This window comes from Clostridioides sp. LIBA-2809 (assembly GCF_056688965.1).
In genome coordinates this window covers 4,094,346-4,111,744 of record NZ_CP197004.1, presented here as the reverse complement: position 1 = coordinate 4,111,744, position 17,399 = coordinate 4,094,346, and the positions used below count along the sequence as shown (strand labels likewise).

Annotated in this window: 15 protein-coding genes and 1 riboswitch; of the genes, 14 read left to right on the top strand and 1 reads right to left on the bottom strand. The window is 28.9% G+C overall.

Annotated elements, in window-relative coordinates; genetic code table 11:
- Positions 1-52: 52 nt before the first annotated feature.
- Both ACTG44_RS19350 and ACTG44_RS19345 read left to right on the top strand, forming a co-directional pair.
- Complete coding sequence (locus tag ACTG44_RS19350; RefSeq protein WP_479921053.1) at positions 53-949, top strand: cation diffusion facilitator family transporter; 897 nt, start codon at positions 53-55, stop codon at positions 947-949.
- A 69-nt stretch (positions 950-1,018) separates the two neighbouring features.
- Positions 1,019-1,816: a hypothetical protein gene (locus ACTG44_RS19345; RefSeq protein ID WP_479921052.1), complete on the top strand. Its 798-nt coding sequence runs from the start codon at positions 1,019-1,021 to the stop codon at positions 1,814-1,816.
- A 56-nt stretch (positions 1,817-1,872) separates the two neighbouring features.
- Here ACTG44_RS19345 and murC read toward each other — a convergent pair whose 3' ends face one another.
- Positions 1,873-3,225, bottom strand: coding sequence for a UDP-N-acetylmuramate--L-alanine ligase (gene murC / locus ACTG44_RS19340; protein WP_021386408.1), 1,353 nt, complete (start codon positions 3,223-3,225; stop codon positions 1,873-1,875).
- A 218-nt stretch (positions 3,226-3,443) separates the two neighbouring features.
- Here murC and purR point away from each other — a divergent pair, with 218 nt between their 5' ends.
- The 12 genes from purR (at position 3,444) to ACTG44_RS19280 (ending at position 17,343) form a co-directional block, all read left to right on the top strand.
- Complete coding sequence (gene purR / locus ACTG44_RS19335; protein ID WP_169468806.1) at positions 3,444-4,322, top strand: pur operon repressor; 879 nt, start codon at positions 3,444-3,446, stop codon at positions 4,320-4,322.
- A 155-nt stretch (positions 4,323-4,477) separates the two neighbouring features.
- Positions 4,478-4,756, top strand: a complete 279-nt coding sequence (spoVG, locus tag ACTG44_RS19330; RefSeq protein WP_003421453.1) for a septation regulator SpoVG — start codon at positions 4,478-4,480, stop codon at positions 4,754-4,756.
- Between the two features lie 212 nt (positions 4,757-4,968).
- Positions 4,969-6,348 (top strand): bifunctional UDP-N-acetylglucosamine diphosphorylase/glucosamine-1-phosphate N-acetyltransferase GlmU, encoded by a 1,380-nt coding sequence (glmU, locus tag ACTG44_RS19325; protein WP_479921051.1) that lies wholly within the window; start codon positions 4,969-4,971, stop codon positions 6,346-6,348.
- A 93-nt stretch (positions 6,349-6,441) separates the two neighbouring features.
- The gene (locus ACTG44_RS19320) at positions 6,442-7,392 is read left to right on the top strand and encodes a ribose-phosphate diphosphokinase (protein WP_021386410.1); all 951 of its coding nucleotides are present in this window, start codon (positions 6,442-6,444) and stop codon (positions 7,390-7,392) included.
- An 840-nt stretch (positions 7,393-8,232) separates the two neighbouring features.
- A riboswitch (cyclic di-GMP riboswitch) is annotated at positions 8,233-8,318 on the top strand.
- A 160-nt stretch (positions 8,319-8,478) separates the two neighbouring features.
- The gene (locus tag ACTG44_RS19315; protein ID WP_479921050.1) at positions 8,479-8,964 is read left to right on the top strand and encodes a type II secretion system protein; all 486 of its coding nucleotides are present in this window, start codon (positions 8,479-8,481) and stop codon (positions 8,962-8,964) included.
- Between the two features lie 144 nt (positions 8,965-9,108).
- Positions 9,109-10,785 (top strand): GspE/PulE family protein, encoded by a 1,677-nt coding sequence (locus ACTG44_RS19310; protein ID WP_479919581.1) that lies wholly within the window; start codon positions 9,109-9,111, stop codon positions 10,783-10,785.
- Between the two features lie 11 nt (positions 10,786-10,796).
- Positions 10,797-12,005, top strand: a complete 1,209-nt coding sequence (locus ACTG44_RS19305) for a type II secretion system F family protein (RefSeq protein WP_479921049.1) — start codon at positions 10,797-10,799, stop codon at positions 12,003-12,005.
- Between the two features lie 14 nt (positions 12,006-12,019).
- The gene (locus ACTG44_RS19300) at positions 12,020-13,726 is read left to right on the top strand and encodes a PilN domain-containing protein (protein ID WP_479921048.1); all 1,707 of its coding nucleotides are present in this window, start codon (positions 12,020-12,022) and stop codon (positions 13,724-13,726) included.
- The gene (locus tag ACTG44_RS19295; RefSeq protein WP_479921047.1) at positions 13,719-14,627 is read left to right on the top strand and encodes a type 4a pilus biogenesis protein PilO; all 909 of its coding nucleotides are present in this window, start codon (positions 13,719-13,721) and stop codon (positions 14,625-14,627) included. The genes ACTG44_RS19300 and ACTG44_RS19295 overlap by 8 nt, the downstream gene beginning before the upstream one ends.
- Positions 14,628-14,650: 23 nt before the next feature.
- On the top strand, positions 14,651-15,220 hold the full coding sequence (locus tag ACTG44_RS19290) for a PulJ/GspJ family protein (protein ID WP_479921046.1): 570 nt from the start codon (positions 14,651-14,653) through the stop codon (positions 15,218-15,220).
- Positions 15,221-15,256: 36 nt separating this feature from the next.
- Positions 15,257-15,784: a prepilin-type N-terminal cleavage/methylation domain-containing protein gene (locus ACTG44_RS19285; protein WP_479921045.1), complete on the top strand. Its 528-nt coding sequence runs from the start codon at positions 15,257-15,259 to the stop codon at positions 15,782-15,784.
- Positions 15,785-15,804: 20 nt separating this feature from the next.
- Positions 15,805-17,343 carry a hypothetical protein gene (locus ACTG44_RS19280; protein WP_479921044.1) on the top strand — a complete coding sequence of 513 codons (1,539 nt, stop codon included), beginning with the start codon at positions 15,805-15,807 and terminating at the stop codon, positions 17,341-17,343.
- Positions 17,344-17,399: the final 56 nt, after the last annotated feature.

The window sequence follows — 17,399 nt, the reverse complement described above, 5'->3', positions numbered from 1 at the left end:
TAGTCATGGGAGGTTCAGAATAGTTAGAGTTGTTTTATAAGGAGGAATAAAAATGGAAACAAGGTATGAGGAAGCAAATAAAATAACCATACAGTCGATACTTTGGAATATAGTATTAACAATAATTAAGATGATAGCTGGGGTTATTGGTAATTCTAGTGCAATGATTGCAGATGGATTACACTCAGCATCAGATATCATAAGTTCTGTAGGAGTATTAATAGGTAACTATGTATCTTCTAGACCAGGAGATAGAGAGCATAATTATGGGCATGAGAAAGCAGAAACATTGGTATCATTCGTATTATCAATATTACTTATATTTGTTTCTATAACAATAGGTATAGAAGCAATTAAATCTTTATTTAACCTAGATGCATTACATGTCCCATCAATATTACCATTAGTGGTATCAGTTATTTCAATCTTGATAAAAGAGTATCAATATAGAATAACAATAAAAGTTGCTAAAAAGATAAATTCTCCAGCCTTAAAAGCTGATGCTTGGCATCATAGGTCGGATGCATTATCTTCAGTAGCTGCTTTTATAGGTATAGGAGGTTCTATTTTAGGCTTTAAACCTTTAGACCCAATTGCATCAGTTGTAGTAGCTATATTTGTAGCTAAGGTAGGAATCAATATACTTATAAGTTCTGTTAATGAATTGATGGATGTTTCAGTTGATGAAAAAGAAATAAAAGAATTAAATTATATCGTAGCTGATACAGAAGGTGTTAAGAATCTAGGGGATATAAAAACTAGAAAACATGGGGCTATGGCATATGTTGATTTAACTATATGCGTTGATGAAAATTTGACAGTTAAACAAGGTCATGACATTGCTACTAAATTGGAAAAACATATAATAAGACATATGGAATTTGTAAAAGGTATAACGGTTCACGTTGAACCATGTACTAATTGTCAAGGAAATAAGTGTAATAAATAATTAAACCTTAAAAAAAAGTGTAAAAAGTTATATAATTGTTTTATGATTATAAACTCTAGGGGTGGTTAAATGAGTAAGAAAAGAAAACTAAAGAAAAAAGCTGCGATATTAATAGGAGTAGTTGTTTTCTTTATAATATACTTTATATCCTTCAAAATAGGATTGAATATGGAAAAGGATAAAAGTGAAGTTCCAAAGAAGGTAGAAACAGAAGAAGAAGATACTAGGTCTTTAATGACTCAAATAAAAGAGAAGAAGAAGATTTATATATCAGACAAAAATATAGAAAACATAAAAATTGAAGAGGATATGTGGAATGACATAAAGTTCTTTTTCTCAGATTTTAAGAAAGTAAGAAATACTACATCTTCTTATGAAGCAGTTTATGAAGGATATTCTGATGATGGCGTTAAATTTTCTACAGACCTTAATTTTTTTAGAGTATATACTGTAAACAAGGAAGAGTATTATAAAGTTCCAGTTGATTCTAAGAATGCTTTTAAGAAGCTTTTAGATGAAAGTATATATACCTCATTTGACCTTTTAAGTCACTATAAAGATTGGAAAGAAGTGACTATATCTCATGGAAAAGAAATTAAAAAAGTTCATAGATGGAAGTTTGATGATTTAGCACATAAGATGATTTCAAAGAGGGTTGTAGGAAAAGTTCAGCCTGAGAAAAGTAAGGAAAGAAGTGAATATAACTTTACTATAGACATAAAAGGCGATAATTTTGCTGTAAAAGTTGAAACAATGGGAAAAGATTATGTGAAAGTTACTTCTAAGAAAACTGTATCTTATTATGAAGTTCATACAAGTTTGTTTGATTACCTTAAAAATGAGATATTTGAGATTGGAAAGAAATAGGACTTTAAGAAGGCTATCAAATGAGATATTTGATAGCCTAAATTATTTTTTATATATTATTTTTCAACCAACAAGTCTGCAACTTTATAAATTGGACCAGCACCAGCAGTTATTACTAAATCATTATCGTTAACATTTTCATGTAAATATTTTACTATATCTTCAAATTCTTTTATGTAGATAGCATCTACATTGTTTTGATATAATTTTTCAACTAAATCTTTAGAATGTATATCTCCTGGGTCATTTTCTCTAGCAGCATATATATCTGTTATTATAACTTTATCAGCAGCATAGAATGCCTCTGAGAATTCGCCTAAAAGAGATTTTGTTCTAGTATAAGTATGTGGCTGGAAGATACACCATAAAGTAGATTTTTTTAATTTTTTAGCAGCAGCTAAAGTAGCTTTTAATTCAGTTGGATGATGTGCATAATCATCTATTACTAAAGCATTCTTATAATATCCTTTAGCTTCAAATCTTCTTCCTACACCTTTATAAATTTTTATATTTTTTCTTATAGTCTCTAAATCAATACCAGAAACAAGAGCTGCTATTATAGCAGAAGATGCATTGTATATGTTATGAAGACCATATACAGAAAGTTCAAATTCTCCTAAGTCTTTTCCTTGATATTCTATTTTAAATATTCCATGACCACCATTGTCAAAGTGAATATCTTTTATTACAGCATCATTATCAGAGTCTCTACCGTATTTTATAATAGTAGCTTTAACATCATATAATATGTCATCGACATTTTCATCATCACCATTTATTATGAAATAGCCATCTGGAGGTAAGAGCTTACCAAATTTGTTAAAAGAAGCCTTGATTTCATCTATACCAGAGAAATAATCAAGATGGTCTTCCTCAACATTTAGGACTATAGATATTTTAGGGTTAAAATTAAGGAAGCTATCTACATATTCACATGCTTCAGTTATAAAGTGGTCAGAATTACCTATCTTAACATTACCACCTATCATACTTAAGTTACCACCAACTAGTATAGTTGGGTCTAAGTCTGCATATTCAAAGATTGTGGATAACATAGATGTTGTAGAAGTCTTTCCATGTGTTCCAGAAACTGCTATAGAATTCTTATATTCCCTCATGATTTGACCTAAAAAAGTAGCTCTGTTCATTACTAATTTATTTTTTTCTTTAGCAGCTATAAGTTCTTCATTGTCTGGATGAACTGCTGCTGTATAAACAACCATATTTACATTATCTGATATGTTCTCTTTTTTCTGACCAATATAGATAGTTGCCCCTTGGTCTCTAAGTTTGTCTAATAGGTATGATTCGTTTGAATCCGAACCTGAAACTTGGTAACCTTTATTGATACATATTTCAGCTAATGCACTCATGCTGATACCGCCAATTCCTATAAAGTGTATATTCATAATAAAACCACCTTTCTTTTTAATTAAGTCCTACAATATGAACTATTTTTGTGGTATAATAATATAATGTTCAATATTTTATAATTAATATGCATATAATATTATATGTATTTTATTTTTGAATATAATAAAACATAAGTAATATTATACCACAATAAGAATTGTTATGCATTAGTTAGTTTAACGTTATATAAAGGTACTTGTAGGAGGAAATAGTAATGAAATTTAAAAGAACAGAGAGAATTGGAGCGATAGTTAAAATACTATCTGACAATCCAAATAAAATATATACATTAAGTTATTTTACAAATCAATTTAATGCAGCAAAATCAACAATAAGTGAAGATTTATTAGTCGTAAAGAATGTATTTGAAAAACTGCATTTAGGTAAAGTTATAACTATCTCAGGAGCAGCAGGAGGAGTAAAATATATACCTAAAACTTCTATAGCAGAAAATGCAGAGTTCTTAATGGAATTATGTGAGAAAATATGCGACAAGTCTAGAATATTATCTGGTGGTTTTTTATACTTGATTGATTTAATTTATGACCCTACAATAGCTGCTAAAATAGGAAAGATATTTGCCTCAAATATTGAGTATGTAGATGCAGATTATGTTGTGACAATGGAGACAAAAGGTATACCTATGGCACTTATGACTGCAAAAGCTATGAATTTACCTCTAGTTATAATAAGAAAAGATATAAAAGTATCAGAAGGTCCTACTCTTAGTATGACATATGTGAGTGGAAATAGAAGCTCTAAGGTTGAGAGTATGAGTTTGCCAAGAAAAGCCCTTAAGCCAGACAGTAAAGTTATAATTATAGATGATTTCATGAGGGGTGGAGGTACTATAAAAGGAATGGTAGACCTTATGAATGAATTTGGTGCAGAAGTTATAGGTACTGGAGTATTCATATCTACAACAAATCCTTCAGAAAAGATGGTAAAAGATTATATCTCATTAATTCAGTTGGATGTCGATGGAGATAAAATAGTAGTAGAGCCAAATTTAAAGACTTTTAAAGATGAATATAGAAATGAAGATTTAGATGAAGAAGATTCAGAATTTGAATTTGAGATAGATGAAGATTAATAAAAAAAATATTTAGAAAAATATGTAAAAATAAAAAGAGGATATCCCTAGTTGTTCATAGAATTACTTAAAAAACAGTTTATATTAATTTATTCCAGCGATAATAATTTTAATATAAATTAATTTCTGTCAAAATCAAAGGGGGATATTTTGGTATGAAGATAACTGACGTAAGAGTAAGAAAATTAACAGAAGAAGGTAAGATGAAATGCATAGTTTCAATAACTTTCGATAATTTGTTTGTAGTACATGATATAAAAGTTATAGAAGGCCATAATGGCCTATTTATAGCAATGCCTAGCAGAAAAGTAGGCGAAGGAAATTTCAGAGATATAGCTCATCCAATAAATGCAGAAATGAGACAAGTTTTAGAAGATGCAGTTTTACAAGCATATCATGAAGCATTAGTTCAATGGGAAGTAGCTGCTGAATAATAATAAATATATAAAATGGAGAGAGCCCGAACATTTAGGCTCTTTTTAAATGTAGAATTTGTATTAAAATATGTACTTTTTAGTAAAAAAGTGCTATATTATTAGTGATAATGTATATGTTGTATACAAATTGTCAAATAAATGTATTATAATGTATATTGATTGAGAGAATAATACGAATAAAATTAAATTAGATTGAATGGAGTGTATCAATGAACTTTAAAGCTATAATCCTTGCCGCAGGCAAAGGAACAAGAATGAAGTCTAAATACCCAAAAGTTATTCATAAAGTATGTGGAAAAGAAATGGTTAACCATATTATAGATGTTTCAAAAAAATCAGGTGTAAAAGATACTGTTGTGATTTTGGGGCATGAAGCTGATGTAGTAAAGGAAAAACTAGCAGAAGAAACTATAATAGCTATGCAAACAGAACAGCTTGGAACAGGACATGCTGTAAAGATGGCTAAAGAATATATTAATGATGAAGATATAATAGTTGTACTTTGTGGAGATACTCCACTTATAAAGGAAGAGACACTAAAAAAATTATTTGAATATCATATAGAAAATAAATATCATGCCACAGTTCTTACAACAAGAGTTGGAAATCCAACAGGTTATGGTAGAATAATAAGAGATAAGAAGGGCGACCTTCTTAGAATAGTGGAACAAAAAGATGCAAATTCAGAAGAAAAAATGATAAGTGAGATAAACTCTGGAATTTATTGTTTCAATGGTAAGAGCCTTAGAGAAGCATTGGATTTGTTAAATAATAACAATGCACAAGGCGAATATTATTTAACTGATACTGCTAAAATAATGAGAGATAAAGGTCTTAAAGTTGGTGCATTTGCAGGTTCAACTATTGAAGAGCTTATGGGTGTTAATTCAAGAGTAGAATTATCAAAAGCAGAAGAGATTATGAGAAGAAGAATAAATGAATCTCATATGGTAAATGGAGTGACTATAATAAACACTAACTCTACCTATATAGAATCTGATGTTGAGATAGGTAATGATACTATAATATATCCAGGTGTTATGTTACAAGGAAAAACAAAGATAGGCTCAGATTGTATAATTGGAATGAATTCATCTATAACAAACTCAGAAATAGGTGATGGTACAGAAGTAAAAAATTCAACTATAATTGATAGTAAAGTTGGAGAAAATACTACTATTGGTCCATATGCATATTTAAGACCAAAGAGTAACTTAGGAAACAATGTAAAAATAGGTGATTTTGTTGAAGTAAAAAATGCTATTATAGAAGATGGTTCAAAAGCATCTCATCTTTCTTACATAGGAGACGCACATGTTGGTAAAAATGTAAATATAGGATGTGGAGTAGTCTTTGTAAACTATGATGGTAAAAATAAATTTAAATCAATAGTAAAAGATAATGCATTTATAGGTTCAAATTCCAACCTAGTTGCACCAGTAGTTGTAGAAGAAAAAGGATATATAGCAACTGGCTCAACAATAACACACGATGTTCCAGATGGAGCTTTGGCAATAGCTAGAGAAAGACAAGTTATTAAAGAAGGCTGGGTAGAGAAGAAAAAGCAAAAAGATGAAGAAGGTAAGTAATCATTAGTTTATTATTTTGGCTAATAAATTTAGCTCGAAATTATTATAAATTATATTCATTAGGATTTTAAAATTTTCAGGAGGGTTACATAAATGAATACTAGCGGAAGCGAGATTAAAATTATTGCAGGTAATTCATCGAAAGAGTTAGCACAGAAAATAGCTGACTATATAGGTGTATCAGTGCTAGACTGTGAAGTAGGTACATTCAGTGATGGTGAAATATGTGTAAACATGAACGAGACAGTAAGAGGTTGTGATGTGTTTGTAGTACAATCTACTAATAGCCCAGTAAATGATAACTTAATGGAGTTATTAATCTTAATTGATGCATTAAAGAGAGCATCAGCAGGAAGAATAACAGCTGTTATTCCTTACTATGGATATGCAAGACAAGACAGAAAAGCTAAGGCAAGAGATCCAATCACTGCTAAATTAGTTGCAAACTTAATAACTGCTGCTGGAGCAGATAGAGTATTAACAATGGATTTACATGCAGCTCAAATACAAGGATACTTTGATATACCACTAGACCACTTATTAGGTGGAACAATATTAGCAGATTACTTCAATGAAAAGAAAATAGAAGATTTAGTAGTGGTATCTCCTGATTTAGGAAGTGTTACTAGATCAAGAAAATTTGCTAATTCTTTAAATGGAGAAGTGCCAATAGCTATAATAGATAAGAGAAGACCAAAAGCTAATGTATGTGAAGTTATGAACTTAATAGGTGATGTTAAAGGTAAAAATGTTATACTATTAGATGATATGATAGATACAGCTGGAACAATAGTTAATGCGGCAAATGCACTTAAAGAGTTTGGTGCAAAAGATGTTTATGCTTGTTGTACTCATGGTGTATTATCAGGACCAGCTATTGAGAGAATTTCTAATTCAGAGATAAGTGAGTTAATAGTTCTTGATACTATACAACTTCCTGAAGAAAAAAGAATAGATAAAATAAAGATAAAAACTGTAGCTCCTTTATTTGGAGATGCTATAAGAATGATATTCTCTAACGAATCAGTAAGTAAATTATTCTAATTTATTGGACTTATAAGAGTTGCTTAAAAGGATATAAAACTTTTGAGCAACTCTTTTTTGATACTTAAATTTATAGAGCTGTCTTTTATTTATTATAAGAGTATATGCGATTTTAGAAAAAGATTATGTTTTAGAATTTATAATAGATACGTAAAAAGAAATATGAAAAAGTGCATAAATAATGAATATTATGAATATAAAAAATATTTGGAAAAAGTATTGAAAAATTTCAGATTATGTAGTATTATGTAAATATAAACAAAGAAAGAGGTGTTTCCAATGGGAAGGTCAGAAGATGAACCCCTAATACTTAAATGATTCAGCCACAATCTAGAAGGAATATAAAAGTCTATTGAAAGTTTATTTATAAGAATTGAAAATAGTATCTATTCTATATCTTTGATGTTTGTGAGAGGGTTCTGGATTATATAAAGTTACTGTAAAGAAAGTAATTTTGCACAATGAGCATATCTGTAAATGAAGAGTTTCATTTATATAGTGATTGTGGCTGAATCATAATTAAAAGAGATAGAATGTTTATAATAGATGATTTTAATAAAATACTATATTGTAATAGCTTCTAGCTTTCAAATAAATATTAGCAAAGGATGGAAATGACAATGATAAAACTAAATGATAATTTATAAATATCTCCTTACGATATATGATAATTGTAGGGAGATGTTTCTTTTTTTGTATAGTATAATTATTTGTATGAACTGTGTTTCAATATGTAAATTATTGGTATATATAAATAATATAAACTTAGTTGATAAAATTTGGTAACTATTATATAATATAAGTGGATATGTATATATAATTATGCATTACCCTGAATTTAATAAAAATAGAAACGTTGATATATGTTCTGTGATTTGGGCACCTTAGAACATATGGAGTTAGTGGTGCAACCGGCTATGGAATTGTATTTATTTATGGATACTTTTATTTTCATAGCATTTTTTGTTTTAAAATGGTTATATGCTAGAAATAAATCTGGTTAGTACGTGTAAATAATTTTACTTAGATTTTTAACCAGATATATTATAAGTAAGTATTAATTAAAAAATTTGAGGGGGAATAAAAATGAAGTTAAGAAAGAATAAAAAAGGTTTCACTTTAGTGGAATTATTGGTAGTAATTGCAATTATAGGTATATTAGCAGTAGTAGCAGTTCCAGCTTTATTTAGTAATATAAATAAGGCTAAGGTAGCAAGTGTTGAGTCTGATTATAGTTCAGTTAAGAGTGCAGCATTATCTTATTATGCAGATACTAACACATTACCTACAGATATAAAAACACACTTAAAATCATACTTGGAATCTGATATAGAAAATTCTGATATTGGTGGAACTTATGGTTTAGTTAAAGTTAGTGATAGTAAAAAATTAGCATTATTGATAGATGGCGTAACAATAACAAAAGAACAAGCAGATAAACTAGTATCTGACATAGGAAAAGATAAGGTTTATACAAATGTAGATGTAGCTAAAGAGCATGAGTTAGATGATGCTTTTAATGGTAAAATATATATAATTCTTATAGATAATTTAGAAACTAGTGCTGAGTAGTATCTTCAATATTTAATTATATGTAAACTTAATGATAAATATAATAAAAAAGACAGGAAGAAAATCTTCCTGTCTTTTATACTATTTTATTTAATGTCCAATCACAAATGATGATATAATTGAGATAGTAAAGGAGTGAAATCTGTGGCTAAAAAAGTTAGAATAGGAGACAAACTGGTTGAAAAAGGATACATAACAGAAGACCAGCTTAAATGGGCATTATCAGAGCAAAAAAACAGTGGAAAAAGACTAGGAGAATTTCTAGTACAAGAAGGTCTTATAGATAGTAACTTATTAATAAGTGTATTAAAAGAACTTTTGGATATAGAAAGTGTATTTTTAGAAGGAACAGAAATAGACACATTAGCTACAAAAATGGTTCCAGAAAATATATGCAAAAGATATGCTGTATTTCCATTCAAAATAGATGGAAACAAGATATGTCTAGCCATGTCAGACCCACAAGATAGAGAAGCAGTTCAAGATGTAAGACGTATGTCAGGTAAAGATGTAGAGATATTTATATCGAGTGCAGAAGATATAAACAAAGCAATAGGTCATGCTTATGCACATTCAGAAATAAATAAAGCTATGACTGAGTACAACAAGAATAGAACTGGTGGAGTAAGAGAAACAGTAATACTTGAAGAAGATGTAAATGCAGCTCCAATAGTAAGATTAGTAAACAACATACTAGAAAATGCTGTTAGAATGGAAGCAAGTGATATACATATAGAACAAAGCGAAAATTACATGCGTGTTAGATTTAGGATAGATGGAATGTTAAGGGAATATATGAGGATGAACTCAGCACCATACAAAGCAGTAGTAAGTCGTATCAAGATAATGTCAGATATAAATATATCTGAAAAGAGAATACCGCAAGATGGCAGAATCTATTTAAAAGTAGATAACAAACCTATAGATTTTAGGGTTTCTACAATGCCAACTAATAGGGATGAAAAGATAGCCATGAGGGTTCTTGATAAGAGTAATTTTATGGTTAGTAAAGAAGTACTAGGAATAGATGAACATGGCTCTAAGATATATGACGAGTTGATAAACACTCCTTATGGACTTATATTGGTAGTTGGCCCTACTGGAAGTGGAAAGACAACTACACTATATTCAATGTTAAATCAATTAAATACAGAAAATAGAAACCTCTTAACAATAGAAGACCCTATAGAGTATGAATTACCTGGTGTAAATCAATCTCAGATAAATGAAAAAGCAGGTCTTACCTTTGCCAGTGGGCTTAGAGCTTTTATGCGTCAAGACCCAGATATAATAATGGTTGGGGAGATAAGAGATACTGAAACTGCAGAAATAGCAATTAGAGCTTCTCTTACAGGACATTTAGTTTTAAGTACATTACATGCAAATACAGCAGTTGGAGCAATTTCACGTCTTTTAGATATGGATGTAGAAAGTTTTCTGATAACTTCATCCGTTTTAGGGGTAATATCTCAAAGACTTACAAGAAAAATATGTGAGCATTGTAGGGTTTCATATGAAGCAGACATTGGAGAAAAAAAGGCTCTTGGTATTGATGTAAATGAATCAGTAACTATTTATAAAGGAGAAGGATGTGAAAGATGCAATAATACAGGATATAAGGGGCGTCTAGGTATATTTGAGATGCTTGAAATTACACCAGAAATAAAAGAGTTAATAGATTCATCTGCCAATCAAAGAGAAATTTTAAAGGTGGCTAGAAAACAAGGCATGATTAGTCTGAAAGAGGATATAGTTAAAAAGGTTTTAAATGGAAAGACAACAGTAGAAGAAATGATTAGAATAATTTTGATGACTGATTAAAGGATGATATTATGAAAAGTTTTAAGTATACAGTAATAAAAGAGGATGGAAAAAAACAAACTGATGTAATTGAAGCCAATGATTTTAATGAAGCTAGAAGTCTCCTTAGAAAAAGAAATCTTAGAGTTCTTGAAATTAAAGAAAGTAAAAGTAAAAACATAAGTGTCTTTAGTAGAAAGAGAAAAAAAGACTTAGGAGCTGACCAGATAAGCCACTTTTGTAGACAGTTTGCTATTATAGTATCTTCTGGTATAAATAGTATCTCAGGTCTAGAAACATTAGCTAGAAGGTCAACTAATGTTACCTTGAGAGAAGAGATTAATCGTATAGTAGCAGAAATAAAAATAGGTTCTACTATTGCAGATTCAATGCTTTCACCAAAATCAAAGTTTCCAAAATTACTTGGAGCTATGATAGCTACAGGTGAGGCTACAGGTAAATTAGATGAAGTACTAAAAAGTATGGCTTCATTTTATGATAGTGAACACAGGGTTAAGCAAAAGCTTAGAAATGCGGCAACATATCCATTAATAGTTTTGATTTCTTCCTTTGTAATGATTTTTATATTTACAGCATTTATGGTGCCTAAGATGGTGAATTCAATTACAACAGTAGGAGCATCTCTGCCACTTATAACAAGAATTGTTATGGGGTTTGGTGTGTTTATGAAGAATTTTTGGATAATAGTACTTCTAGCTATTATATTGTCTATTTACCAATTTAAGAAGTATCTAAAAACACCCATTGGTAGAGCACATAAAGATAGAGTCATAAATAAGATTCCTATTTTAGGAAAAGGAATAAACTGTATGGTGGCTACACGGTTTTCAAGAGCATTGTATCTATTTGTATCAACAGGATACCCTTTAGTTCAGGGGCTTGATTATATTATAGATAGTGTAAATAATACCATGGCAGAAAAGATTTTGGCATCAGCCAAAGATGGAATAACAAGAGGTGAGGGCTTAGCAGAGAACTTAGAAAGATATACATATTTTGATTCTGTACTAGTACAGATGATAGCTATAGGGGAGCAGACAGGGGAGTTAGAGAATATAAGTAGACAGATGGCCGAATTCTATGAGTATGAATCCGAAATTTATTTAAATAGGATGGCATCAATGATAGAACCTGTTTTAATAATTGCAGTTGGTATTATAGTTGCGGTACTGGTTGTATCAATATTTATGCCAATGCTTAGTATATATGATGCTATGTAGGAGGGAAAGGACAAATGAACAAGGTTTATGTATCATATTATGGCGATTCTATTTCCATAGTTGAGGGCAGATATAAACATGATAAAGATAAGTTTTATATAAAAAATTTTAATGCGTTTTCAATAGAGGATATTGCACAAGATTTTTCTAAGGAAAAGTATGCTCTATTGAGATACGCATTAGAAAATGTGAAGTTAAAATCAAGACACGTAGTTTTTTGTTTAAATACAAGAGATGTAATTCTAAAACCCCAAAAACTCCCTAAGATGGATAAAAAGGATTTAGATGGATTTATGAAGCTAGAAATGGATGAGATGATGGCTTTGGAATCAGATGAATATGTGTTTTCATATGAAGTATCTAGTGAAACATCAGATAGCTCAACTGGTGAGGAGTCAAGTTTGAATCTTATCATTGGAGCTATAAAAAAGGAAGAAATAAACGCAATTGTAGAGATAATGCATGAGTTCGATTTAATATTAGATAGAATAGATACGTTATCAACAGCTTATTTAAGAATCCTTAAAAATTTAGATTACAGTGACATAATGGTAACTAATATAAGTGACAATAGTACAATTATAAATATATATAAGAAAGATACTTTATTTATTAGTGATAACATACCTATAAGAATAACTGCAAAAGACATGGAAATGCAGTTATTAAATGTAGTAGAAGAATCAAAAGGTCTTATGAATTACTATTCATCAAGAAACTTTGGTAAAGTTACAGACACTATATTAATCTTAGGAAAAAGATATTCCAATAAATTGATTTACGAGGCTTTTAGTTCTGCATTTTCAAATTATGTTTCTCAAGGTCTTACTGAAATAATGGATATATCTGATATGATAACTGGAGATATAGACGAAGACGATATAAACTCAATCGTAGAGATTCTAGGAAGTATGATAGAACCTAAAGGTAAAAAAGATTTTGAAAATATAAATTTTTTACCAATGGATATACTCAAAAAACAGATGAAAGCCAAACAAATGAAAAACATACTGAAAATAGCACCAATAGTTATATTAGTTCTTGCTATTCCATATTTATGTTTGATTTTTTTTAATAATCTAGCCAATAAAGAGCTTGAAAATGTTAATGATGAAATAAGAAATATTGAATCTGCATATTATCAGATTGGAAACATAGAAAAAATGATACAAAGCAAAACTGAAGAAATAAAGGTATATGATATGTTAATTGGGAAAAAGGTAAAATGGGAAAATTTATTGGATGATATAGATAAAAATACTCCAAGTAGAGTTGAACTAACGAACTTATCAACGACTTATCAAAACCTTGGAACTACTAATAAAACTGAGAACTCAAATAACAATAAAACTACCACAAATAAATCAAGTGAAACAAAATCAAATACGAAAAGTAATAGTGATGGAGATAAAACCAGCAGTGATTTAAATGAAGATAAGACTACAAATGTATCAGAAGCATTAACTGGAGATAGTGAAACTGATAGTGATGATACAGAAAAAGATGATAAAACACCATTATATGATAAGATACCAAATGTTATAAACATAGAAGGAAACGCTAAAGATTCTTCTTATGTAGGTCAATTTTTATATAAATTAAAGGGCTTGTATTATTTTGAAGATGTTAAATTACATAGCATAAAAAATAATGAAGAAGATTCTAACTATACATTTAGTATGACATTATACCTGAAAGAAGGTGTATTAACTAATGAATAAAGATATATTTAAAAAAGATATAAAAGATATATTTAAAATGGAGGTTAGCTTAAAAGGAATTCTTATAAAAGTCATAATTTTATTAGCTATTTTATCATATGGCTACTTTGGGCTTTATCCTCAATACCAAAAATATGTTGCTACAAAAAATTCTGTAAAACAATCTACAGAAAAATTAAATACATATAAAGAGAAAACAGCTCTTATGCCAAAATATGAAAAACAACTTAAAGAAGTTGAAAGTGAGCTGAAAGAAAAAAGTAAAAATCTTTTATATGATATGCAAGATGGACTTTTTTTAATAGGATTAGATAAGAAAATGAAAGTATATAATATTGACTTAACTAGTTACGATGTTGGAAGTATTAGAGAATATGAACATTTTTATGGTGTATCAACAACAATAAGTGTTAGAGGGGATTATAGAAATGTCAAAAAATTAATGGCTTATTTAGAAGAGCAAAAAAATGTTACTCAGATATTAGATTATACAATGACTTCATACATAGAGCCAGAAAAAGAAGAAAAAGAAACGACAAGCAATAAGGATTTAATTAAAAATGTGAACATAAATAAAGATACAAAAATATATTGGGTAGAAGGCGAAGATAAATGGCACTTATATAATGATTGTCCATTGATAAAAGAAGGCGAAATTTTAAAAAATGATAAGCTTTTAGATAGGTCTACTAGTTATCTATGTAATACTTGTGTACTTAGAGCAGCTACAGAGAAAGAAACACAAAAAGAAGTTGTGGCTCCAGAAGCAGAAGGTGTAGTAGATGCTACATTTAAATTTATAATGTACACTAAGGATAATACTACTATGATACTTGATACAGATAATCCATCTTCATGGAGACCAGGAAAATATAATCCATTTAAGTCTAGTGCAAAATAAAGCTAAATAGGCTTTAAAGATAGGTGATAAACTTGTACAAAAATAATGAAAAGGGTCTTACCTTATTAGAAATAATAGTAGCAGTATTTATATTAACTGTAGTTTTAAGTATTTCTTATAAAGTGTTTAATGGTATAACATCAGCAGTAAAGAAACAACAAATCATTACAGATGCTCAAGTAAATGTTAATTTGATTAATAAATATCTAAATAGGGATTTAGAAAACTGCAAAGAGGTAAGAAAAGCTAGTTCAGGTAGTAATTATGAATATAATATAGAGACACCAGATAATATCGTAAGGTATGAAGTTTCTATAGAAACTAAAAATAATACAGGAGTATATTCTGTAACGAGAATTCAAGAGGATACTCCTGATGCCGAAAATGCGGTTAGAGAAGAAATAATATCTAATCAACCACTAGTTCAAAATAATAAAGAAATGAAGGAAACACCATTTAAAATAGAGAAGCAAGCTGATAAATCTATTTATACTGTAAGTATATACTATAATGAATCAACACAAGAAAGTCAGAAAGATAGTGATTTAAATAATAAGACTTATACATTTGATGTTATGTCTAGAATTGGGTAATGAGAATTTATTTAAAAATAAGTAGGTTGATAAAATATGGGTAAAAAGAGTAATGAAAAAGGATTTTCCTTAATGGAAGTATTAGTAGCTCTGGCTATTATGGGCATTATACTATTTGCATTTTTTAATATTATCAATACTAATAACAAAGCTAACACTAAAAATGATACAGATATAAGTTCCTTAAACTATGTTCAAAGTGAAATAGAAAATCTGAGGGGAAAAATAAAGAGTGGAGAATTTGATTTTGATAGCTTAGAAAAGCGAGAAGATGGAACTGTCGTGTATGAAAAACTAATAGATAAGTCAAAAAAAGTTGTGTATGATAAAGTACTTAGCAAAGACGATGTGAGTTTATATGATACTCCATATGAAAAGATTACAACAATAGAAAATAAAGATGGAGATTTAATTGACAAAGAAAGTATTGCAAATAAGATAAAGATTACTGTAGAAGATAAAAATGGTCAAATATATAAAATAACTGCAACTGGGAAAAGTATGAGTGACTATTCAAGTAAAAAAGAAGTTAAAGTTGTAACTGAAATATTTAAGGATAAATAATTTTACTTGGGGGTGAGATTTTGAGGAAGTGGAATAAATATAAAAGTGAAAGAGGGGCAGCTTTAGTTCTAGTTTTGGTTGTAGTAGCATTGCTTTCTATTGTTGGGTTGACATTTTCAAATCAGATAGCTAATAGAATAAAATCTACAAAAACTACTAATGAGGGTATACAAGCAAAGTATTTGGCAGAGACATGTGTGGAAAATAGTGTTGATAAAGCATATACAAAATTATATGATGAGCTTGAAAAAATGGACAATGAATTTAAAAGTGAAAATAAAGAAAAATCTATATCTAGGTCAACATTAAGAAACATATCAGATATAGATATTAATAATCAAGACGAGGAAAATCTTCCAGAAGAAAGACTAGGTTATATGAATAATATAAAGTCTTATTTAAGTAAGGCTTCTTCTGATTTAGAAAAAGCTAGTACAGAATTAAAAAAATTACAGAATTCAAATATAATTGATGATAGAGATTTTGAATATATAGATTCAAATATTCTATCACATAGAGATTCTATATTAAAAATATGGAAGAATTATACTTCTGGAGATATAAGTAAAATAAGTGAAAATATTTTGTCTAGTGATATAGATTCAACTACGATTATTGAGACAAAGTTGGTGAATAATGATCTATTTTTAAAAATGTTTTTAGAAGAAGGTAAAATTGAAAAAGAACAATTAAATCCTACGTTTTCATACACTTATAAATCGTTAGATAATATTTCCTTGGCAATGCAAAATATGATTGAGTATAGACATACATTTCATATTGATGAGCAAAAAGTAGAAGTATCTGATGGAATTCCAAATTCTCAACAGTATCATGACTTAATACAAAATCCTATAATAAATAGTAATAGATATAGCTGGAATAGTAAATGGGAGACGTTAGAAAACCTGTTAAAGATTTTACCAAGTCAAAATGAAGGGTTTAATGCTTTGAGAGTTCACTTGAGAAATAATGTAAAAAAATTTGAAAAATTAAGTGATAATATTTCTAATGGAAATAAAAATACAGCAGAAAATTTTCTGGAATATAAAGATTTACTATATGAGATATCAGAACAATGCAATCAATTAAAAAGTTTGTCTTATGAGAAGATACCAGTAGAATATGACAATATGGCCTTGATAACAACTTTTGACTATATACAGAATGAGCTTTTAGCAGAGATAAAATGTAGACTGAAAGAATTAAAACCTCAAGAAGTTGATAAAACAGAAGATGCCACTATAAAAATACCTTTTTATAAAGCTGACTATGACATGACAAAGGAAAACTGGCCAGAATTAAAAGAAAATGGCTCAGGTGCAGAGTTAAGTTTAATAGTAACTGGTGATAAAAATGGAATAAAAGAGGTAGAAGTTAAAGATGGGCAAAAAAATATTCTTGGATTAGGTGTTGAAGAAAACTTAAATTCAAAATATGAAGTTGAAGCTAAAGTTAAATTTAATATAAATGTAGATTCAAATATATTAGATAATTATGACATAAAAGATAAAATTTCAATTAGTCATGACATAAGTTCATACAAAAAAGTAAACTAAACAAAAAAATATAACTTAGTATAAATGAACAAGTAATAAAATAACTTTATATATTT

Bases quoted from the DNA above. Each gene is read 5' to 3' on its own strand.
- ACTG44_RS19350 (WP_479921053.1), top strand. From the start codon at position 53: ATGGAAACAAGGTATGAGGAAGCAAATAAAATAACCATACAGTCGATA.
- ACTG44_RS19345 (WP_479921052.1), top strand. From the start codon at position 1,019: ATGAGTAAGAAAAGAAAACTAAAGAAAAAAGCTGCGATATTAATAGGA.
- murC (WP_021386408.1), bottom strand. From the start codon at position 3,225: ATGAATATACACTTTATAGGAATTGGCGGTATCAGCATGAGTGCATTA.
- purR (WP_169468806.1), top strand. From the start codon at position 3,444: ATGAAATTTAAAAGAACAGAGAGAATTGGAGCGATAGTTAAAATACTA.
- spoVG (WP_003421453.1), top strand. From the start codon at position 4,478: ATGAAGATAACTGACGTAAGAGTAAGAAAATTAACAGAAGAAGGTAAG.
- glmU (WP_479921051.1), top strand. From the start codon at position 4,969: ATGAACTTTAAAGCTATAATCCTTGCCGCAGGCAAAGGAACAAGAATG.
- ACTG44_RS19320 (WP_021386410.1), top strand. From the start codon at position 6,442: ATGAATACTAGCGGAAGCGAGATTAAAATTATTGCAGGTAATTCATCG.
- ACTG44_RS19315 (WP_479921050.1), top strand. From the start codon at position 8,479: ATGAAGTTAAGAAAGAATAAAAAAGGTTTCACTTTAGTGGAATTATTG.
- ACTG44_RS19305 (WP_479921049.1), top strand. From the start codon at position 10,797: ATGAAAAGTTTTAAGTATACAGTAATAAAAGAGGATGGAAAAAAACAA.
- ACTG44_RS19300 (WP_479921048.1), top strand. From the start codon at position 12,020: ATGAACAAGGTTTATGTATCATATTATGGCGATTCTATTTCCATAGTT.
- ACTG44_RS19295 (WP_479921047.1), top strand. From the start codon at position 13,719: ATGAATAAAGATATATTTAAAAAAGATATAAAAGATATATTTAAAATG.
- ACTG44_RS19285 (WP_479921045.1), top strand. From the start codon at position 15,257: ATGGGTAAAAAGAGTAATGAAAAAGGATTTTCCTTAATGGAAGTATTA.